Origin of the sequence: Cupriavidus pauculus, from assembly GCF_008801835.1 — a bacterium.
GTDB classification, from domain to species: Bacteria; Pseudomonadota; Gammaproteobacteria; order Burkholderiales; family Burkholderiaceae; genus Cupriavidus; species Cupriavidus pauculus.
This window is the reverse complement of sequence record NZ_VZOW01000013.1, coordinates 73,350-93,981: the sequence shown is the minus strand read 5'-3', so window position 1 is coordinate 93,981 and position 20,632 is coordinate 73,350. Positions and strand designations below refer to the sequence as shown.

General features: G+C 57.3%; 14 protein-coding genes. 11 read left to right on the top strand and 3 right to left on the bottom strand.

What is annotated here, in order from left to right:
- Positions 1-163 precede the first annotated feature (163 nt).
- From F7R19_RS15415 to F7R19_RS15395, 5 genes are read left to right on the top strand one after another with little or no spacing between them, the layout of a single operon-like run.
- Positions 164-2,755, top strand: a complete 2,592-nt coding sequence (locus F7R19_RS15415) for an FHA domain-containing protein (protein WP_150981152.1) — start codon at positions 164-166, stop codon at positions 2,753-2,755.
- Positions 2,752-4,143, top strand: a complete 1,392-nt coding sequence (locus F7R19_RS15410) for an HlyD family secretion protein (RefSeq protein WP_150981151.1) — start codon at positions 2,752-2,754, stop codon at positions 4,141-4,143. The genes F7R19_RS15415 and F7R19_RS15410 overlap by 4 nt, the downstream gene beginning before the upstream one ends.
- Positions 4,144-4,175: 32 nt before the next feature.
- Positions 4,176-4,928: a peptidylprolyl isomerase gene (locus F7R19_RS15405; protein WP_150981150.1), complete on the top strand. Its 753-nt coding sequence runs from the start codon at positions 4,176-4,178 to the stop codon at positions 4,926-4,928.
- The gene (locus tag F7R19_RS15400) at positions 4,909-8,016 is read left to right on the top strand and encodes a peptidase domain-containing ABC transporter (protein ID WP_223505795.1); all 3,108 of its coding nucleotides are present in this window, start codon (positions 4,909-4,911) and stop codon (positions 8,014-8,016) included. Before F7R19_RS15405 ends, F7R19_RS15400 begins: the two co-directional genes overlap by 20 nt.
- On the top strand, positions 8,013-9,329 hold the full coding sequence (locus F7R19_RS15395) for a sigma-54 interaction domain-containing protein (RefSeq protein WP_150981149.1): 1,317 nt from the start codon (positions 8,013-8,015) through the stop codon (positions 9,327-9,329). The genes F7R19_RS15400 and F7R19_RS15395 overlap by 4 nt, the downstream gene beginning before the upstream one ends.
- Positions 9,330-9,386: 57 nt before the next feature.
- Here F7R19_RS15395 and F7R19_RS15390 read toward each other — a convergent pair whose 3' ends face one another.
- Complete coding sequence (locus tag F7R19_RS15390) at positions 9,387-10,163, bottom strand: PP2C family protein-serine/threonine phosphatase (protein WP_150981148.1); 777 nt, start codon at positions 10,161-10,163, stop codon at positions 9,387-9,389.
- 123 nt (positions 10,164-10,286) lie between these two features.
- Positions 10,287-10,577, bottom strand: coding sequence for a hypothetical protein (locus F7R19_RS15385; protein ID WP_061955978.1), 291 nt, complete (start codon positions 10,575-10,577; stop codon positions 10,287-10,289).
- Positions 10,578-11,094: 517 nt separating this feature from the next.
- Between F7R19_RS15385 and F7R19_RS15380 the strand changes: the two genes are divergently transcribed.
- The 6 genes from F7R19_RS15380 to F7R19_RS15355 all read left to right on the top strand — a co-directional run bounded on the left by F7R19_RS15380 (position 11,095) and on the right by F7R19_RS15355 (position 19,837).
- Positions 11,095-11,565 carry a lecithin retinol acyltransferase family protein gene (locus tag F7R19_RS15380; protein WP_150981147.1) on the top strand — a complete coding sequence of 157 codons (471 nt, stop codon included), beginning with the start codon at positions 11,095-11,097 and terminating at the stop codon, positions 11,563-11,565.
- An 854-nt stretch (positions 11,566-12,419) separates the two neighbouring features.
- Positions 12,420-12,911: a hypothetical protein gene (locus tag F7R19_RS15375; protein ID WP_064804174.1), complete on the top strand. Its 492-nt coding sequence runs from the start codon at positions 12,420-12,422 to the stop codon at positions 12,909-12,911.
- Positions 12,912-12,928: 17 nt separating this feature from the next.
- Entirely contained in the window at positions 12,929-13,486 is a 558-nt protein-coding gene (locus tag F7R19_RS15370; RefSeq protein WP_150981146.1) for a hypothetical protein, read from the top strand.
- Between the two features lie 347 nt (positions 13,487-13,833).
- On the top strand, positions 13,834-14,400 hold the full coding sequence (locus F7R19_RS15365; protein ID WP_064804179.1) for a hypothetical protein: 567 nt from the start codon (positions 13,834-13,836) through the stop codon (positions 14,398-14,400).
- A 99-nt stretch (positions 14,401-14,499) separates the two neighbouring features.
- On the top strand, positions 14,500-15,033 hold the full coding sequence (locus F7R19_RS15360) for a hypothetical protein (RefSeq protein WP_150981145.1): 534 nt from the start codon (positions 14,500-14,502) through the stop codon (positions 15,031-15,033).
- A gap of 214 nt (positions 15,034-15,247) precedes the next feature.
- The gene (locus tag F7R19_RS15355) at positions 15,248-19,837 is read left to right on the top strand and encodes a hypothetical protein (protein ID WP_150981144.1); all 4,590 of its coding nucleotides are present in this window, start codon (positions 15,248-15,250) and stop codon (positions 19,835-19,837) included.
- A gap of 269 nt (positions 19,838-20,106) precedes the next feature.
- On the opposite strand, the gene F7R19_RS15350 is transcribed toward F7R19_RS15355, so the two are convergent.
- Positions 20,107-20,583, bottom strand: coding sequence for a hypothetical protein (locus F7R19_RS15350; protein ID WP_082932830.1), 477 nt, complete (start codon positions 20,581-20,583; stop codon positions 20,107-20,109).
- Positions 20,584-20,632: the final 49 nt, after the last annotated feature.

The window sequence follows — 20,632 nt, the reverse complement described above, 5'->3', positions numbered from 1 at the left end:
GCAACGCTGCGGCGCAGCGCATTGACTCCCCTTACGCGTGGCCTACTATGTTTCTACCCGTGACCTGCCGCCCCTTGCCCGTCTTCGCGCCGCGCCCTCGCGCACGCAACACTGGCGATGCGCGGTTGCGCGCCACAGGCCCCACTGTTGGTTCTGGTGAAACATGACGCGCGACGATGCCCCCTTCATGGATATGCCGGTCATGGCGCAGCCAGCGGGCCAGTTGTTCGATGTCCTGCTGATGCCAGTGTCGCGCCCCGAGCTTGGCGAAATCCGCATCGGCGACGACCTGTTCGCGATCGGACGCGGCGAGGCGCCGTTCGCTGCCTATCCATCGGAAGCCGTGTCGGTGCTATCGCGTCGTCACGCGCGGATCTTCTCCGAGGACGGTTCGGTCTATGTTGCCGATCTGGGCAGCAAGAACGGCACGCGCGTGAATGGCGACACCGTGGCGCAGCAGCCGGCGTTGTTGCGCGATGGCGACGAGCTCAACTTTGGCGCGGGGCTGTCGTACCGCGTCAGGCTCTATCCGCGCCCGCCCGCGCCGGAGCCGCCGCGCGTCGCGGTCACGCTGACGCCGGTGCGCGACGATCTCGGCCTGCAGCCGGTCGTCATCGCGCGTTTTCCGTTTATGGTCAACAAGACCGACGAGACCTTCGCGCGCTATCGCAGCGACTATCCGCACCAGGTGAACTATCTGTCGCGCCGTCACGCCCATGTTTACCTCAAGCATGGCGTGCCGTGGGTCGAGGATCTGGGCAGTACCAATGGCACGTTCGTCAACGGCGTACGGCTGCGCGACCAATCGATCCGGCTGGAATCGGGCGACGTGGTGGCGTTTGGCGGCAGCCACTTTGTCTATCGCGTGACCGTGGAGCACGAGGCGGATGCCGACGCCACGGCCACGCGCACGTCGTTCCTGGCGCCTGCCGAGCCGGCGCGGGGCGACGGCGCGGCCGGGGTGCCGCCCGATGTCGATCCGGACAAGACCACGTTCGTTGGCGCGCCCGATTCGTTTCTCGATATTTTCTGTGTGGACTATCGCGCTGCGCAGGAAGACGAAGTCAATCCCGAGGCGCTGCCCGATGTCGGCGATCACGCGGCGCATCCGCAGCCGAAGCGCGGGCGGGTAGCCATGATGATCGTCGAGGCGTTGCGCCGCTTCGGCATCCGTGACCGCCATCAGCTGGAACGCGCCGCGCGCATTGCGGTCCTGGCCATCTCGGTGATCGTGGTCGGTGGCACGTACATCTGGTGGCGTGGCGCGCCGGACCGCACGCTCCACGCCTTGATCGAAAGCGGCGAATACGCGCGGGCCGCCGAGGCGACGGACAAGGTGCTGGCCGTGCATCCCGACAACGCGCAATACCAGGCGCTGGGCGCCGAGGCGCTGATGCGCGGCTTCGTGCCGGCGTGGTCCGCCCGGCTGCAGGCCAACGATTTCGCTGGCGCCGACGCCGTGCTCGGCCAGATGCGTGCGCGCAGCCAGCATAACCGCGAGGGGCAGGCATTGATCCGGCAACTGGCCTGGGTGGGCGACCTCGAGCGTTTCGTGGTGGGCCGCGGCGGGATCGATGCGCCGATCCGGCTGTACACGGACGAGGCGAAGATTCGCGACCTGCTACGGCAGTGGGGCGACGATACCGCCGCGCATCAGCGCCTGCTCGGACGCATCGCCACCGATGTGCCGCCGTTCCGCGACACGTACGCGCGTGCATTGAGCGACCTGCGCCGCCTGCAGAACGACGATTCGGTCTATCTGGCCGCGATCGACCGGCTCAACACCGCCATCGCGACAGAACTGGCGCGCGATCAGCCCGAAGCACTGCAGGCGATGCTGGCCGAATACCAGGACAAATATCCGCGTCTGGCCGGGCTCGATCGGGTTTCGGCCGACCTGAAGCAATACACGGCGATCATGCAGGCGCTGCGTGAGCGCGCGCCCGCCGCGCTGGTGGCGCACATGCGCACGGCAAACCTGTCGACGCCGCCGTTCCAGGCCGCCTATCAGGCGCTGCGGCCGCGCCTGCCCGGCGACGATGTGCTGGCGCAATACGCAAAGGCTGAAAAAGCGTGGGAGCAGGGTGACAGCACGACGGCCGTCGCTGCGCTCAGGTCGATCAAAACCGGCCCGTGGGCCGCCGATATCGCCAGGGACGCGGCGCGTCGCGAACAGGTGGCCCGGCAGTTCGCCGCCGTGTCGAACGCGCGCGGCAGCGCGGGGTACGACGAGCAGTTGCTTGCGCTCTACGCATCGCTCGATCCTCACGCCGACGCGTTCTTCACCCGAGCGGTCGAGGCCAATGTCGAGACCATTCGCGAAGGCGCCCTGCGGCACGCCAACACGCTGCTCAACCGCGCCGCGACGAACTGGCGGCAGTATCGCAACAACGGTCTGATCTCAAGCGAGCAGCGGCTGGAAGCGGCGATTTCGCCGAAGTTCCGCGCCCAGGCAAAGCTGCTGGCCGATGCGCAGGACGATGCGCGGCAGGGGCTGCGCATCTACACGCAACTAAAGATTGACGACACGGAGCAGTGGACGCGAATTCGCGACGATATCCAGGCCGAAATCGACGCCCAGCGCCGCGCGCTCAACGAGCTGCGCATGGTGCTGGATCCGGCGGTATTGAAAGCGAAGCTCTCGCTGCTGGGCGAGGGCAGCAACCAGGCGACGGCTGCCACAACCGGCGCAGCGGGCGCGGGCGGTCCGGCGACTGGCGCCACGGCGAACGTCCCCGCGGGGAGCGGGCCATGAAGGACGACCTGCGCGAACCGGGCGGGTCGCGGCTGCGTCCGCTGACCGAGGCGCTCGAGGATCACAGCGCCGAAGGCATTGCGCTGCTGAGCGCCGAGCCGCGCAAGCTGACCCTGCTGACCGTGGTGGTGACGGCGGCGCTGATGCTTTGCGGTCTGGTCTGGTCCTTCTTTGGGCACGCCGACGTGATCGTCGCCGCGCAGGGCACGCTGGTGCCGGAATCGGAGGTGCGGCGCTTCTATGCGCCCGTCGATGGCGAACTGGTCGATCTCTACGTGGCTGAAGGGCAGCCGGTTTCCAAAGACGACGTGGTGGCGCGGCTCAATGCACGCGGCGCGATCGAGGCGGCGGCCAACGCGCTGCAGGCGCAGCTCAAGCTCGAGGACGCGGAACGCGAATGGAAGCAGTTTCCGGAGCGCAAGGCACTGCTGGAACGCAAGGCGTTGGCGCTGAGGCAGCAGATCGAACTGGGCACGCGCCTGCACGAGAACCGCATGGCCGAGGGCACCACGCGGCTGGCCGAACAACAGCGCGCGCAGCTGACCGAGGCGCGCAGCAATCTCGAAAACGCCCGCCGTGCGCGCGAGTTCGCGCGCCAGGAACAGGATCGCTATGCACGCCTGTTTGCGCTGCCGGCTGGCGGCGGCGTGTCGCAATCGCAGGTCGAAGCCAAGCGTGCGGCCACGCAGGAGGCCGAAAACAATCTGCGCGTGGCGCAATCGCGGCTGGCTGAACTCGACGCGCGGCTGGCGCAGGAGTACACGCAGGCCAGCGCGCAACTGGAAGGCAGCGGCCAGGAACTGGCGAATCTGCGCATCCAGTACGACGCCGCGATGCGCGAGATCACCAGCACCGAGGACAAGCTGCGTCTGCAGGTGCAGACTGCGCGGCTGGTGGCCGACGCCGCCGCGCGCATCAAGTTCGAAAACATCGACAAGGACAATTTCCTGCTGATCCTCGCGCCGGTGTCGGGCGTGGTCACCGATGTCACGTCGACGCAGCGCGGCGACAAAGTGCAGGCGAACGCACCGCTGGGCGGCATCGCGCCGAAGGATGCACGGCCGATGCTGCGCATCGAGATCGCCGAGCGCGACCGTGCGTTTCTGCGCGAGGGCCTGCCGGTCAAGCTCAAGTTCAGCGCGTTTCCGTTCCAGCGCTACGGGCTAATCGCCGGCACGCTCGAATACATCTCCCCGGCCACCAAGCCGTCGGGGCCGGATAAGCAACCAGTCTACGAAGGCCGGGTGCGGCTGGCGCAGGACTACTACAGCGTGGCCAGCAACAAATATCCGCTGCGTTACGGCATGACGGCCACGGCCGAGATCGTGGTGCGCGAAAGACGTCTGATCGACCTGGGGCTCGACCCTTTCAGGCAGGTCGCCGGTTGAACGGGCAAGCGGTCAAACTAGAGGAGAGGGCGATGACAGCCATCGTGCGTATCGACGACGAGACGATCGACGTCGACGATTTCGTAAGGGTGCTCAAGCTGACCGGGCAGTTCGAAGGGCTGGTGGAGCAACTGGTGCGCGACAAGCTGACCGTGCATGCAGCGCGGCGGCACGGCATTGCGCTCTCGCCAGCGGACGTGCAAGAGCGCGCCGACCAGTTCCGGCGCGCGCATGGCCTGCATCGCGCGGCCGACATGAATCACTATCTCGATGCGCTGCACATCACGCTCGACGAATTCGAGACGTTTATCACCGACAGCCTCTATCAGGAACGGATGATGGAACGCGTCTGCACCGAGGCGGCGGTCGAGGAGTATTTCCAGCTCAATTCGCCGCGCTTCGACAGCATCGAGGTCAGCCACATCGTGGTGGATACCGAGGGCAAGGCGCGGGAGCTGGTGTCGTATCTGCAGGACGATCCCGATGCGTTCGCCGAAATGGCGCGCGAACACTCGATCGCCGATACGCGGGAACAGGGCGGCGACATCGGTAAGGTATTGCGCGGATCGCTCAAGAGCGATATCGAGGCCAAGGTGTTCAACGCGGAACCCGGTGACCTGCTTGGGCCATTTCCAGCGCCGGACCGCGCGTTCTTCGAAGTATTTCTGGTGCGGGCAAAACACCCGGCCAGGCTCGACGCCGATGTCGCCGTGGAGATCCGGCGGCTGCTGCGCGAAGATTGGCTGATGGCGCGGGCGCAGGAACATGTCATCGAAGCCCGCTAGCGATGCCGCGGTGACGGCTGCCGCCGCGGACCCGGCCACGCCGGGGCCGCAGTCGCTGGCCGATTTCCTCGCAGGCGTGGAGATCCTCTCGCCGCTGTCGCGCGCGGAGATCGAGCGGCTGGCGGAAAGCGCGCGCACGCTCAACTTTGGCTTCGGCGACACCGTCTGCAACGCCGGCGAAGCCGCCGACGGCATTTTTATTGTGCGCAGTGGATCCGTGCGCGTGTTCAACGAGGAACACGGCAAGGAAATCAGCATGGGCGTGCGCAAGGCCGGAGAAGTGTTTGCCGATATCGCGTTGCTGCGCGAGTATCGCCACGAGTCGTCGGTACGCGCATCGGGCAAGACGGAACTGATCACGATTGCGCGTGCGGTGTCGGAGCCCGTGGTGAGCGGCAATCCTGCCGCGCTCGCGTTTATCACCAGCTATGTGGCGATCAGCTCCGCCGGGGGCTTCGTGGCGCGGCTGTTCGATCTGCGCGGCAAGCTGGACAAGGCCGAGCTCGAGGACGCCGTGCGCAGCGTGGGCGTCAAGCGCGTGGCGGCGGGCAAGACGATTCTCCAGCAGGATGGCCGCGACGACCGGCGCCTGTATGTGGTGCGGCAAGGCACGGTGCGGATCGAGCGCGAGGAAGACGGCGACATCTTCCCGTTGGCCACGCTGCGGCAGGGTGACATTTTCGGCGAGCGCGCGTGCGTGATGCGGCAGGAGCAGATGGCCTCGGCCATCGCCGAAACCGACACGCGCTTGCTGGTGATCCCCGAGAAAACCGTGCAGTTGATCCTTGAGCGAAACGGGCGGCTGCGCGAGGTGCTCGAAGAAAGGATCCGCGCGGTCGACCGCGAACTGCATCGGCAAAAGAAGCTGGCCGAGCGGCGCAAGCGGCCGGTACTGCTCGATCTGCAGTCGAAGCCCGAGCTGGGCGAGCGTGTGATCCGCCGCTTTGCGCTGGTGGAACAGGCCGAGGAGATGGATTGCGGCGCGGCGTGCCTGGCGATGATCTGCCGCCATCACGGCATTCCGATGACGCTGGGCAAGCTGCGCGAACTGGCCAACGTGACTACCGCTGGCGCGACGCTGGACAGTCTGGCGCGCGCCGGCGAATCGCTCGGGTTCACCACGCGCGGCGTGCAATGCACGCGCGATGCGCTGCTCGGCTTCGAGTTGCCGTTCATCATTCACTGGGAGGGCTACCACTATGTAGTGGTCTACGGCGTGTCGTCGCGACACGTCTGGGTGGCAGACCCCGCGATCGGTTTCCGCAAGATGAACACCGAGGAATTCGAGCGCGGCTGGAGCGGCACGTGCCTGCTGTTCTCGCCCGGCGAGCAGATGACCGAGCTGGCGGTGTCGCGTTCGCCGTGGCTGCGCTTTATCGGCTATCTCGCGCCGTACAAGACCATCCTTGCGCATCTGTTCCTGGCGACATTCGTGATCCAGCTGCTGGGCGTGGTGCCGCCGCTCATCATCCAGAACATCCTCGATGGCGTGGTCGTGCACCAGAACATCGGTCTGCTGCATCTGCTGATCGTGGGCCTGGTGATCTCGAACGTCTTCACGCAACTGATGGTGACGATCCGTGCGTACCTGGCCAACTTCATGGTGCGCAACATGGATTTCGCGATGATGTCGCACTTCTTCAAGCACACGCTGTCGTTGCCGCTGTCGTTCTTTGCCAAGCGCAAGACGGGCGACATCTTTGCGCGCTTCCAGGAGAACCAGACCATCCGCGCCTTCCTGACCGAATCGACCGTCACCACCGCACTGAACCTGCTGATGGTATTCATCTACTTCAGCATCATGTTTCTCTACAACGTCAAGCTGACACTGCTGCTGATTGCGTTCGTGATCCCGATCGCCGCGTTGACGGTGATCGTCACGCCGAAGGTCAAGACTTATGCGCGCGAAGTGTTCGCGGCATCGACCGATGCCAAGGCATACCTGATGGAGACGCTCGGCGGCGCCGAGACGGTCAAGGGCATGGGTATCGAGCGTCCAGTGCGGCTGCGTTGGGAGCGCAAGTACGCCAAGGCGCTGGACAGGCAGTATCACGCGCAGGCGTTCCATATTCTTGTGGGCCTGGCGAGCCAGGTGCTGAACGCGGCCACGACCATCACGATCCTGTGGGTGGGTGCCACGCTGGTGCTGGAACGTGAACTGACGATCGGCCAACTGATCGCCTTCAACGCATTCATGGGCAGCGTGCTGGCGCCGCTGATGGGGCTGGTGGCGCTATGGGGCCAGTTGAACGACGCCGGCGTGGCGATGGAGCGGCTGGGCGACGTGCTCGATCTGGAGCCGGAGCAGAGGCCGCAGGACGTGCTGTCGCGCGTGATGCTGCCCGACCTGCAGGGCGAGATTGATTTCGACGGCGTCTATTTCCGCTACGGCGGCGAGGACACGCCCTATGTGCTCGAGAACATCAGCTTTCATATGCGCCCCGGTGAAATGGTTGCCATCGTCGGCCGCAGCGGATCGGGCAAGACTACGCTGGCCAAGCTGCTGGTCGGCTTCTACAAGCCCAGCGAAGGCTCGATGAAGGTCGACGGCTACGACATGAACGTGATCGATACGGAATTCTTCCGTGCGCAGGTGGGCTACGTGATGCAGACCAATCTGCTGTTCTCGGGCACGGTGGCGGAGAACATTGCATGCGGCGACGAAAGTCCCGACCGGCGTCGCATCGAGGAAGTGGCGCGGATGGCTGACGCGCATCCGTTCATTTCCAAGCTGCCGCTCGGCTACGAGCAGGTGGTGGGCGAACGCGGCATCGGGCTGTCCGGCGGTCAGATCCAGCGGCTGTGCATCGCCCGCGCGCTCTATCACGACCCGCGTCTGCTGGTGTTCGATGAAGCGACATCGGCGCTCGACACGCAATCGGAGAGCAATATCCTGGCCAACATGCAGGACATCCTGCGCGGGCGCACCGCGGTGATCATCGCGCACCGGCTCAGCACGATCATGCAGGCCGACAAGATCCTGGTGCTCTACGAAGGCGGCATCGTCGAGCAGGGCAGGCACGAGGAACTGCTGGAGCGGCGCGGCATGTACTACCAACTGGTCCAGAAGCAACTGAGCGCGGCATGAAGCTATACAACCCCACACCCGCTACGTCCGCGGTGTCGTTCGCGGGCCTGATCGAGAAGATCGAGATCCTGCGCTCGACGCTGCGCTGGTCGTCGCGGCTGGAGCGCGCGGAAATCGAGAAGCTGCTCAAGCAGGCTACCGCGTTGCGCGACGAAGTGATGGGCCTGTCGCACAAGGAACGCTTTGTCGCCGCGGCGGCTGCCGCCGGCGAGCCGGATGCGCCGGCCGTCGAGCCTGTGGAGATGTCGTCGCGTGAACGCCGGCAGGCGCTGATGGAGCGCAGCTTCATTTTCGAAGGCACGTTCGGCGACAACCCGAAACTGCTAGAGGCGCTGGAAATTGCCGAAAAAGCCGCGCCGACCGACCTGCCGGTGCTGATCGATGGCGAAAGCGGCACAGGCAAGGAACTGATGGCCAAGGTGATCCACGCCAACGGGGCGCGCACTGACAAGCCGTTTATTTCCGTCAACTGCGGCGCGATTCCTGACAGCCTGCTGGAGTCCGAACTGTTCGGGCACAAGAAGGGCGCGTTCACTGGCGCGGCCACTGATCGGCGCGGCAAGTTCGAGAGCGCGCATACCGGCACGATCTTTCTCGACGAGATCGGCGAGCTGCCGCTGACCGGACAGGTTAAGCTGCTGCGCGTGCTTGAGGCGCACGAGATCCAGCGCGTCGGGTCCGATGAAGCCATTTCCGTCGACACCCGCATCGTCGCGGCCACCAACAAGGATCTGCGCAGCATGAGCGCGGCCGGCACGTTTCGCGAGGATCTGTTCTACCGCCTGAGCGTGATCCACGTCACGCTGCCCGCCTTGCGCGAGCGCCGCGACGAGATCCCGCTGCTGGTTTCCTATTTCGGCGACGAAGCCGCAGGCCAGTTAAAACGCCGCCCGATCCGGCTCACGCCGCGCCTGCGGGATTTTCTGCTGCACTACGACTACCCCGGCAATATCCGCGAGCTGCGCAACCTGATGTATCGGCTGTCGTGCCTGGCCGGCGATACGGCTGACTTTGCGCATCTGCCGCAAGACATCCGCCCCAAGCCGACCGCGCTGGCGGCGGTGCCGATCGATGGCACCACATCGCGCGTGACCGATCCCGGCATCGCCACGTCGCTCTCCGAAGCCAAACGCGCGGCCAGCGATGAGGCCGAGCGCGCGTTCCTGGAACGCGGACTGCAGGAAGTGGGCGGCACCGTGGCCGAACTGGCGCGCCGCTGCGACATGAACCGCTCGCATCTGCAGATGCTGCTCAAGAAGCACGGCATCCATTCCAAGGATTTCCGCACCCAGCGCCCGGCCGGCGCCAAGTAGGCGCGCCGGTTTGGTCGGATACGGCGGCGCGCGTTCTATGGCGCACGCAATGGCGCGTCAGACTTCCGGATTAAGCAGCGTCATGTCCGATCCACCGGCAATGTCCTCGGCGCGGATCACGACCACCGACACGTTGTCGCGGCCGCCGTTGCCCAGGGCCAGTGCGAGCAGCGCCTGGGCGGCCTGGGCCGGATCGGTCACGGCCGCGAGCGTGTCGGCGATCTGCGCGTCCTCGACTTCGTTGCTGAGTCCGTCGCTGCACAGCAAGAAAACATCGCCATCGCCGATCTCAAGCGTGAGCTGTTCCAGGTCGAGCGTTGCCGCCGCGCCGACCGCGCGCGTGATCGTGTTGTGTGCCGGATGGTGCCTGGCTTCCTCTGCGGTGATCAGCCCGCGCGCCTTGAGGCGTTCCACCTGGCTGTGATCGCGCGACAACTGTTTCAGGTGCCCGCCGCGGAACAGGTACAGCCGGCTGTCGCCGGCCCACAGACAGGCGCAGCGACGTTCGCACGCCAGCAGCATGACGACCGTGCTGCCGATCACCCGCACCTTCATGCGCAGCGCCTGCTCGATCAGCAAATGGTTGACGGACTGGATGGCCTGGCGCGCATTCGCCACCGCATCGTCGAAGCTGGCCGGTGCGGGCAGCGTGGCCAGCGCATCGACGATGGCGCGGCTGGCAAAGTCGCCCACCGCGTGGCCGCCCATGCCATCGGCCACCGCCCAGATGCCTCGCTCGGGCAAGTCCAGGCAGGCGTCCTCATTGCGCTCGCGCACGCCGCCAACGTCGGTGCCCGCGGCGGAGGTCCAGCGGAATTGCGATACGCAGGTCACGACATGCTCCCGCGCGAGCCCGTGACCGATGTCACGCCGCGCGAACTGGCGCCCCCAGCGCCGACTGGATCGGGGTTGCCGCATTGGCTGCCCGGACTGCGGGCAGCATCGGATCAACCGCCGCTACACCAACCGTCCCTTGTTGCGGGCGTCCATATTCGCATCGACCGCAATGGTCGAGTTCGGCGCGTTGTTGTGGACGTCGATGCTCTGGAACTGGTTGTTCATCTGATCAGCATAGAAGCTGTAATTGATCTCGTAAAAGTTCACGACCGGCGACGCGCTGGGCCGCGCTGCCACATACGGCTGGATCCAGCCAAAAACCCACGGCGCGCCGCCGCCCCGGATGGCGGACATGGCGCGGACATCGAGTTCGTGGCGCGTATCGAGATCGCGGATGGTGAGCTTGGCCATGATCGTCTCCTGAAGGCGGGCATCGGTGGTTGCGACGCCGTTGTATCCGCAAGGCCCATGCCATGCGCGCCACAGGGCGACCAAGGCGCTCGCCGGGCGCGTCTGCGGCCCGTTTATGGTGGGATTCCGGCTGTTTGTGGCGCATTCGCGGCAGCGCAGGGCGCCGCGAGCGGGGCATGTGTAACGAAGTGCGCTTTCAGAGGTTGGGGCCGCGCCAACATGCGCCGCAAACAGTGGGGCGGAAACCGTCACCGGGCAAGCATGCGGCTGCGCCTTGCACGGCTCGGACGGCGACGCCGCCCCCGGACCGCCGCGCGGTGCGAATGGCGCTCGCCGCCCAACACAACGCGCGGATTCGTGTCGGCATCGCACCAACCATCGCCCCGCGCCGCAGGGGCGTCGTCGCCCGCAAATCGTTATGCGATGGTCCTTGCCCCGGATTGGCACGCTTGATGCGGGTGGGTTGGCAACGACGCAGCACTGGCTGCCAGACACCGACACCGCACCGAGACCTGCCATGAACCACGAAGACCAACAACAAGCCGACCTGCCGGACGACGTCTACGTGCCGGGAGCCCACCTCGTGACGCAACGCCATGGCTACGCGCACCACGGCATCTACGCCGGCAACGGCCGCGTGATCCACTATGCCGGCTTCTGTCACGCGCTCCATGCGGGACCGGTGGAAGAGACCTCGCTGGAACAATTCGCACAAGGCCATCGCGTCACCATCAAGGCCGAGCCGTGCGCGTGCTACCTCGGCGCCGAAGCAGTGCGCCGCGCCCGCAGCCGCCTGGGCGAAAACGACTACCACCTGCTGACCAACAACTGCGAGCACTTCTGCACCTGGTGCCTGCTAGGCCAGGCGCGCAGCGAGCAGGTGGAGACATGCCTGCGTCATCCGCAAGCCGCCATCGTCACCGTGCTGCAACTGGTACGCGCACTGCTGTCTCCGACCAACGGCCACTCCGGCCTCAACGCCGCCTGAACCAACCAACATCCTTCGCAAAGGGAGCCCGCCATGTCCGCACTGATCGATTGGGAACGCTGCAGCAGCCATCTCGGCCGCGCCAGCCATCGGCGCCGCGACCCTGGCCGCGCGACCAAGCGCCCCCGCACCACCACCGCCCGCGCAACACGTCGCGGCGATCCACATGCGCCCGAGTTTGCTATACTCCGCTCCGTCTTTCGGCCCGCCCGTCCTACTGCGGCGGCGCCATGCAGACGGTCCGCTCGCCGTAGTTCAATGGATAGAACGAGCGCCTCCTAAGCGCATTGAACGGGTAGCCAAAACCCCCGAAACCCTTATAAATCAAGGGCTTGGCTCCCTCCCAGTCCCGTCTAATCCCGTCCCATTCCTCCCTCTCGCGTCCCATTTTTGTCCCAAAACGCCGTTGTCCCACGGCTACAGCGGGCATTCTTGGAGGGCTTGGGGAGGTTGTTTTTGAGGCTATGGGGAGGGTTCAGCAAGGAACCCGAAGAAGGAAATCTTGGCACCGCGAGCGGGAATCGAACCCACATCTAACCCTTCTTACCACTTCAGTTTTCACTGCCCTACCAGGTAGGTTTGTGGTCTGGACTTTGCCTTCATCTCATAGAGATGGGAGCCGTCAAGTCTCTACACCTTCCATGAAGCAAGAGCTTCAAGGCTTGGCTCGGCGTTGCCACGACCAAAAGTCAGAGGGTTCACCGAATTTGACTCCATTCAATCCCGCCATCGCTGACGAGTTGCCCAACATGTAGGAGGGGTTTGTTCTATCCGTTGAACTATCGCGGTATGGATGGAAGGGGCAGAACCACACTATCATACACGACATCACACATACGGGGGAAGGGTCAGACATGGAGCTTCATGCACAGCTTGTAGACTATCTGAAGACAAAAACAGACGGAAAATTCTTGATGACCCCAGAACAGCTTGAAGCTGAAATTGGGATCTCGGAAAAACAACAATCAAAGCTCCGAAAAGAGCAGAATTTTCCTATTCCGTGGAAGCCCGTTGGTCGCAGTGTCTTCTACTCCATCTATCATGTTGCAGACTTCTTGCTCAGTGGCGAAGTAAAGCAAGAAGAAGCCCCCATTGCAGAGCCCGTTGAAGAGAAGCCAATCAAGCCGAAGGTTTTGCAACCAGTAAAGAGCAAAACCCCCGTACAAGATTTGTCATTCCTTGCTAAGATGAAGTTTCTTGCCGCTCATGTCCAAGAGCAAGCAACAGAATTGCAATCTCTGGCAGACAACCTCAATCGCTATCATGACTCGCTTGAGTTAAAAATGAAGCTAGATGGTTCTCTTCCAGTCAGCGACAAACCACACCAAATCGTCAAAAAAATCTAAGCAAGGATGACCAACCCATGAAAACGCCGACTCCAAAACAAAAAGGCATTTACATGACGGCAGAGCTTTATGAGGCTGTCATCCTTGGTCGCCATGCAGATATTCAAAAAGGACGAAAGGGACAAAGCCTAAATCAATCTCTTGATGAGGTTGCCGAGGACTTCAAAAATCCAATTGTCCCCTACATTGAGAGCTTGGGGGAAGTGTATGACTTGCTCACCCCGATCATGTTTCAGATTCATGGAAACCCCAAGACAAAATCCGCTCTTGGTAAATCCCTTTGGCACACCCTCTTGCTCATGGCACGGGACAAGCAATCTGGTTCATGGATAGCTCAAGCCTCCTTTGCTAACTATCTCGCTCTTAATGAGGTCAATTCAGCCAAGCCCTTCATTCCGTTAATCAAAGGCGATTTGACTGAAGAGCAAATAAAAGTAAAAAGGTCATTTGCTGGAACCGTCTTTACTTACATGAATGAGGCACGAATTCTCCATACGGCTCTTAACATTGATGGATGGGACGATCTGGAAGGATGGTGGAAAGGTCTAACACATCCCCACATAGATACGAATTAAAGCCCCTATTCGGGGCTTTTTTGTTGTCTTCAAGGGAATGATATCGGGTTAAGAAAGAATAACCCCTAAAACCCTCTAATTTCGTTGTTTTCCGCATTGATTATCCCATAATGCGAAACATAATCAGCAAGTTCTAATCCTTTTTGTTGTAATGCGTTTCTTCAATAGGGTTTACTTTGGCAATCAAAATCTTTTTACAAGAATCTTGCTAGATCTTGTTGACCCACTTGATAGATCGCCATATGATGGAGACATCAACAAGCACAACACACCAGGCAGCAGCAAGCTTGTTGAGACTTCTAACCTCTGACGCAAGCTGTTGCTACCATACCTACTGGAGAAAGAACATGGCTGAAACGATCACCGCAAAGACCGCCGCCAAGGAAGCACCGAAGAAGCTGACCGTCGCTGAAATCCTCGCCAAGCGCCGTGAGTTTGAGGAAATGATTCAAGCTCAACTGGATGCCGAACGCCCCGCAGCTCTGGCATCGGTCAAGGAGCAGATCGAGACCTTCGCCTTCACGGCCGCTGAGCTGGGCTTCGCCTCGCTGGAAGCAATCAAGGAAGTCATCCATGCCGAAGGCTTCACGGCTGACGAGCTGGGTTTCCATATCCCCACCGCTGGCAAGGGCAAGGGTGACGGCGAAACCAAGTCCCGTGTCATGGGCAAGCCCATCAAGAGCAAGGACGGCAGTGCAACGGGTGTTTGGCTCGCTCACCCGCCGAAGTTCCTTGAAACCGAGGGTTGCTACACCACCTACAAGAGCGGCGAGCCGGTGGATGCATGGCTGGTCAATCCCGCCGACAAGAAGGCGAAGATCAACTTCCTCAAGAAGCTGGCAAGCCGTGAAAGCAAGCAACCGACCAAGGAACAACTTGGCGAGATCACCGAAGCTGAATTCAAGGCTGACTAAGCTTTACCTCAGCTCTCAGCACAAGCCCTCCGAAGAGGGCTTTTTTGTACCTGTTTCGCAAGGGTTCACTTCGTCAGTAAAGAACCCGTAGAGGGAAATATGAACAACAACCGCATGAGGAATTTTGGTGGAGGCACGGCGATAGCCATCACCCCACTTCACCGAGACATTGTGAAAGGTCTCATCCTCAATGGTGAGTTTGACCTTTTGAAGAACACCACTCACCTTGATGAAGTCTTCAAGCTCGCTCAGCACCCCGAGGAAACGAAGCTTGCCATTGACACCTACCTCAACTTTACCCAGCAGATCGAGAGCTTGAATTGCTCGCTCACTTTCTTTGGGTTTCGGCAAGGTGGATGGATCGAGAACGGACAGATGCAAGCTGGTGACTGGAAGAGCATTCTTTCTGACGACAAGCAGAGCTTCAAGAAGCCACCCGTTTTGATGTTCGCTTTCTCGTTACAGAGCAAGACACACAACAACCCTTCTTTTGAGGTCAAATATTACATTCCTCTGGAGTTCATGCTACTGGCACTTGCAAGCATGGTCTCCCACATCTGGCTCCAAGTCTTCTTTGACGAGAACCAACCGATCCCATGGCAAGAGATCCAGCAGATAGGACGAGGAGCTTGAACCGTTTCCTCATACCAATGAAGACCCACTATGACAGTGGGTTTTTTTTCGTCTACAGAACCCCTCCAGAGCTTCCCAAACCTGTCCCCATTCGGATACCTTGGAGGACTGAGTTCAGGACCCGAGGGATGCTCAAGTCTTCAGCTCTAGAGCCGTTATGCAGTATGGCTACAATCAGCTTTTGCCCCACCACGAGACCAGTAAAGGATCAGTCATGTTCGGATTTGGAAAGAAGAAATCAAAAGAAGGCACTGAAGAGCAACTTCATGAAACCATGAATTTTGGTGGGTTCGGTGGATTGAAGCGAACGAGCTCACCAAGCACAACCGAACAAGCAACCAGGTCAAGTGGCAAAGCAGATCTCTCCATTCTGGATGAGGTTGAAAAATACGACGAGAATATTTTTGTTGGTGCGAATACTCTACTCACCAAGTTCAGAAAAAATACTGAAGCAGGCAAAGAGAAAATCCCCAAAGACTACTTCAAATCAGTGGTTGATGGTAAGGGTGAGTATTTTCCTGAAGTCAAGATTATTTCGGCATATCTCTTCTACCATTTCTATAAAGAGATTGTCGAGAATAAATATCAAAGTCTCCCACGCCTCCTTCTTGCAACTAAAGAACTTCACAAATTTGTTGTTGGTCGGGAAAACTCAGAAGCCCTCCAAGACTTTTCCTACTACTTTCTAGAGGAAGTTTCCTCTACATGTGCTGGATATATTATCAAAGAAAATCCAGCAAAGAAGGAAGAACTGTTCAGCAAGTTGGTTCCCGTTGCTGGTCTTTGTGGCAAGTTGATCAAAGCCAACCTATCTGAACTATCTGAAGAAGGTCAGCAAACCTCAACCCCTTCTAGCTCCTCTCCCACCAATGGCAAGCCGTTTGAAGATGGATTGAAAAGGTCGGGAAAAACCGTTGAGCAAGTAATGAAGGAGATGGGTGAGGATGTTGCACCTGTCTTTTACAAGAAAGACCCGAAAACCTTCAGCCAGGTTGCCAATTACTTTTATGCAATCTTCCTCAAGCTGAGAGATAACCTGAAGCAAGGTAATGAGATTGAGCTTGATCTTGATGTCAAGATTCCAGTGAATATGCTCAAGAGTTCTGCTGTATTCAGCAAGGACACGGCAACAAGCTATATTACCTCAGCCTTCAATGTTGCCACTTCAGTATTTATCAATATTGATACGCGAGATCTCAAGGCAGGAGAACGTCTAACATTGGTGCAACTCACTGCATCACTGATTGGCACAGTGGGAGAAAATTGCGACAAATTATTGGGAATGGAAGCCAAGAAACAGGTTCCAGAAAAGAACGGCGAAGATAAAAAGGATTTGAAGCAGGTCTCAGAAGCTCTCCAAAACAATCCTAATGTTCCTGATGATCTCAAAAAGAGCTTGAAGGAAATCACCAGCTTTTTCACTGGTGAGACTTCTATTGCTGAAATGCAATTCAAAGGTGCAATTGAAAGTCTGACTGGCGATCAGATGAAGGCCAAGTATCTTGAGACCCTTGAGGGTAATATCTTCACTGCTACCTTTGAGAATGAACAATTCAAGGAATTCTATCCTGATGTCAATGCTTTGAAGGCAGAGCTGAAGAACGTCGATAGGTATATTGAATTCTATGCCTATGGTATTTTCGCAAATACCTATACTGACGACAGAGATTTTGCACTTACCAAGTTCTCAGCCAAATTGGGAGAGGCAGACAATAACGAGGCAGCAGCAATGGTGTTTGGCACTGCAATGTCAGCAGTGGTGCAACACCGGGCAGGCAAGGAAAGCATTCACCACAGCATCTTTAGCTTGGTAGCTCAGTTTCTTGAATATAAGAAGAAAGAAAAAGCTGAAACCAAAGCACAGTTTGCAGAGGGGTTCAAGGAGAGAGGGATTGAAGTTTCTGACTCCATCTTGGATATGGTTTCCAACTTTGCAGAAGAACATGGTAGGAATAAAGTCAAAGAAGCCAGTTCTGAACAACCGAAGCAGGAAGTGAAAGAAGCTCCTAAATCGGGTCCTGCATCTTTCTTTGCTGATCAGCCGAGGAAGACCGAATATCAGCTCCATTCCAACTTTGCTAAAGACGCTGAGGAAATTGCTAACGTTTTCTTGGAAATGGCCAAGGAGCTTATCAATGGTGTGAGGCAGGCTTCGACAAACGGAGATAATATTGAGAATGTCTTCAAGCATTTCTGCTACCAGCATGTGATCCGCTATCACTTGCAGAGTGCTGCCTTTGCTCAGCCAGCTCTTATGGAGTCCATTCTCTACTACTGCCAAGGATTCAATCGTCCTGATCTTCACCTGGTTGAAATGGTGACACTGGCTCATTGGAAGCCATTGCTTGAGATTGCCTATCAAGAGCTCTATGTTCCGGTTCTGATTGAACAGGTCAAGTCTCTTGAGGATCAAAACAAGGCCATTCAGAGCTTCCACAGAAAGGCTAGAAGTGTTCTCTCTGGCATGAAGGATAGGGAAGCATATCGCAACATGACAGATGAGGAAATTGTTCTTGATTTCCTTGAAGTCATTCCGTTCTATCAAGTTCTCTTCCTCACATCTCCTTTCAATGATAGTCGGGATGAGCTTTCCCCTCTTATTACGGAAGGCAAAGATTATCTGTTGAAGCAAAGTGGCAAATACAACAAGACGTGGATTACTACCACTCTTCTATTTGCCTATGAAAATGCACTGGATATGAGGAGATATGACAAGGGTATTGGATTGGATCAGTATCCCAATCAAGGACCGAACATTGCCCTCCTCATGTTGTTCTTCTTCCACCAGATCAACATGGACGTGAATTTCACGGAAGAAAATGGGGTTCCTTTTGCCAGTGGTATGGAGCAACGCTACCCGCTTGAAATCATTCCCGACGTTGAACCAGTCAAAGAAAACATGATGATCGCCATGGCAGGCTCCCATGTTTTTGAGGAGCTTGTTCCTGATTTAGAAAGCTCCAAAGCCACTGAAAATAAGGTGGACGAGGTTGAGCAATCTGAAGGTGGGGGTGGCAAGTTCTCAGCCCTCTTCAAATATATGGAAGAGAACAAGGATGAGATTGCATTCAGAACTACTATCAAGGGACTGAAGGAAAGCCCCATCAAGGAAAAATACACTGACACCCTTGATAGTGATACTTTGAAAGCCGCAATTGTTGGTCTTGAGTTGGGAGAGTATTTCCCCGATTTCGAGCAGACCGAAAAAGAATTGAGGAGTGACGATAAATATATCGACTTCTATATAGTTGGTGTAGTTGCAACCTCCTTCACTCAAAACAAAGAGCTGGCTCTGGCTAAATTCTCAGAGAAGTTGGCGAATGCAAGCAACACTGAAATTGCTGCCATGATCATTGGTGTTGGTGCAATGGCAGGAGGTTTGGCTAATGCAGGTAAAACAAGCTATCACAAAGATCTCTTTGTGTTGGCACAGGAACATTTAGCAAAAAATTCCTCTACCAGTAATGGGCAAACGAATGACGGCAACACAGAACCCTCTCCAGCAGTGATGGACCTCATGGGAAATCTCGCTACTCTCACCAAAGGCTTGATGGGATTGGAAGGTATTAGCGAAGAAGGAAAACAGCAGCTTGCCGAACAGCTTGGACAGCTTTCTAAGATGGGCTTTTCACCCAATGAACAAGTTGTGCAGGAGCGGTATGGTCAAGCAAAGTCTGTAGATCCCCTCCCATGGTTTAATGATTGTGGTATTCAAAGCAGCAGCTTTGATTTGCTCAAGTCAGTGGTTAGGAAGTATTACCCCATTGATAAGAAAGATAACGATAAGGGTCTCAAGCTGATTGAGACGAAATTCTCCAATTCGGATTACTGGAGAATTGCAGATAGCCCATTTGGTCAAGCCATGATTTATACAGGTTTGGCAATCCATGTTGGTATCAATAACAAGTGGAAGGGAATGACCGAAGCCTTTATGGGTCTCAAGGACGTTCTCACTTGGATTGATAATTTGGAAGAAAGAAGGAAGGATAAAGAGACGAAATACATGTTCCTCAATATCCCCCTCAATATCATTCGTGCAGCATCAGACACTCCAGAAGAAATCATGTCAGCCATTGAGGAAATGGTTGCACATGCTGAGAGTGCATTTGAGGAAAAAAATCCAGCAGTGAATGATGCATTGGGGAGTATTGCCACTCTTACGAAGGCATTGTTGGATTCAGGAATGGGTAGTGATGAAGACAAGGCCACTTTGAGGAAAAATCTTGAAGAGCTGGAACGGGACGGTTTTCATCCTAGTGAAATTCCTGAACCCGAGGAAGAAAGCTCAGGTTTCTCACCAGAAAAAGCCAAGGAGATAAAGAGCAAAATGCTTCCTTGGTTCAAGAACTCTGGTGTAGTGATTGATGATGATGTCTTGGCTCTTTCTCTTGTGATTAATAAAATCATCGAAGCTGAGAAGAATGGATACACCGACCCACAGGAAACAGCAAAAAAATTCTCAACCTCTCGTATCTTCCAAGAGCTGTATTCAACAGAGTTTGGGCAGGCTGTTTTCTATGCAACCTTCGCCATCGTAAATACCATCGATAAGGAGGAATTCTTGGCTGATATGATTGATGGCTATGTCAATATCCTGAATTGGGTGATTCACCAAGAAGAGCGTGCAAAGAAAGGGTTCTACATTGTGTTTCTCTCTGGCTTGGTGGAAATTGCCGCTAGAACGAAAAATGGTATTGAAGAGCTGAAAGAAATCTATGACAACATAATGGAGGACTTCCTTGAAAAGGTGAGTGCATGGGGTAAGGAGGAAGGTGTCCCCCCTGAAATCATGGAACTCAAATAACAAATAGCTACCGAGAAGAAGCCCTCCTAGCGGGGGCTTTTTTATTGGTTCTCCAGCTCCATAAATGAGGAAACCAATCCAATCCTCTCCATCATCTTGGGAAAGCATTCGCTTCCCTTGGCAGTCAAGCTGCCTTGCCATACGGCAACACGAGCTCAAAACAGGCTGAGATGACACCATTCCTCATTTAAGAAGCTCATTCCATTACCAGTAAAAGAAAAGCCCCGAATTCGGGGCTTATTCATTTTTCTTGACCTTGTTTTGCACTGTCATCCTTGCCGACCAGCTTTCTCTTTCTGAATTTTGGCAAGCAAGCGATCTTTGAATGGCTTGGCACGAGAGAGGCTATCAACATTGTTTTTGCTATCCATTTTCGCTTGGTTTAGCAAAACTAGCTCTTCTGCTGTTGAGCCTTCTTCCAGAATGTCTTTTGTAGTCTTTCCAGCCAAGACACCATACTTCATGGCTACCTCACGGAAAGCCCGTTGAGAAACAATCCAGTCAGCTAAAGTTAATCGCAGATCTTCATTTACTTCTTGAAGCAACTTGTTCTTCTCAGTCAGCTCTTTATTGACCCGAGCATAGTAAGCGATTGAGCCATCAGCCGAAGCCAAGCTACGGCGAGCATGGTCAAGCTGTTGCTGGCTACCTTCCAACTCAAGACCAAGAGAGTCAATCTCCCGCCCCTGGTTGCCAATTTTTTCTAAGGCAGTCAGACCGCCCAATGTTTCAAGAAAACCGCTCATAGTCCAACTCCTTTTGTCAAGACATAAACCACACTAGCGTACTATTTCA

Bases quoted from the DNA above. Each gene is read 5' to 3' on its own strand.
- F7R19_RS15415 (WP_150981152.1), top strand. From the start codon at position 164: ATGACGCGCGACGATGCCCCCTTCATGGATATGCCGGTCATGGCGCAG.
- F7R19_RS15410 (WP_150981151.1), top strand. From the start codon at position 2,752: ATGAAGGACGACCTGCGCGAACCGGGCGGGTCGCGGCTGCGTCCGCTG.
- F7R19_RS15405 (WP_150981150.1), top strand. From the start codon at position 4,176: ATGACAGCCATCGTGCGTATCGACGACGAGACGATCGACGTCGACGAT.
- F7R19_RS15400 (WP_223505795.1), top strand. From the start codon at position 4,909: ATGTCATCGAAGCCCGCTAGCGATGCCGCGGTGACGGCTGCCGCCGCG.
- F7R19_RS15395 (WP_150981149.1), top strand. From the start codon at position 8,013: ATGAAGCTATACAACCCCACACCCGCTACGTCCGCGGTGTCGTTCGCG.
- F7R19_RS15385 (WP_061955978.1), bottom strand. From the start codon at position 10,577: ATGGCCAAGCTCACCATCCGCGATCTCGATACGCGCCACGAACTCGAT.
- F7R19_RS15380 (WP_150981147.1), top strand. From the start codon at position 11,095: ATGAACCACGAAGACCAACAACAAGCCGACCTGCCGGACGACGTCTAC.
- F7R19_RS15375 (WP_064804174.1), top strand. From the start codon at position 12,420: ATGGAGCTTCATGCACAGCTTGTAGACTATCTGAAGACAAAAACAGAC.
- F7R19_RS15370 (WP_150981146.1), top strand. From the start codon at position 12,929: ATGAAAACGCCGACTCCAAAACAAAAAGGCATTTACATGACGGCAGAG.
- F7R19_RS15365 (WP_064804179.1), top strand. From the start codon at position 13,834: ATGGCTGAAACGATCACCGCAAAGACCGCCGCCAAGGAAGCACCGAAG.
- F7R19_RS15360 (WP_150981145.1), top strand. From the start codon at position 14,500: ATGAACAACAACCGCATGAGGAATTTTGGTGGAGGCACGGCGATAGCC.
- F7R19_RS15355 (WP_150981144.1), top strand. From the start codon at position 15,248: ATGTTCGGATTTGGAAAGAAGAAATCAAAAGAAGGCACTGAAGAGCAA.
- F7R19_RS15350 (WP_082932830.1), bottom strand. From the start codon at position 20,583: ATGAGCGGTTTTCTTGAAACATTGGGCGGTCTGACTGCCTTAGAAAAA.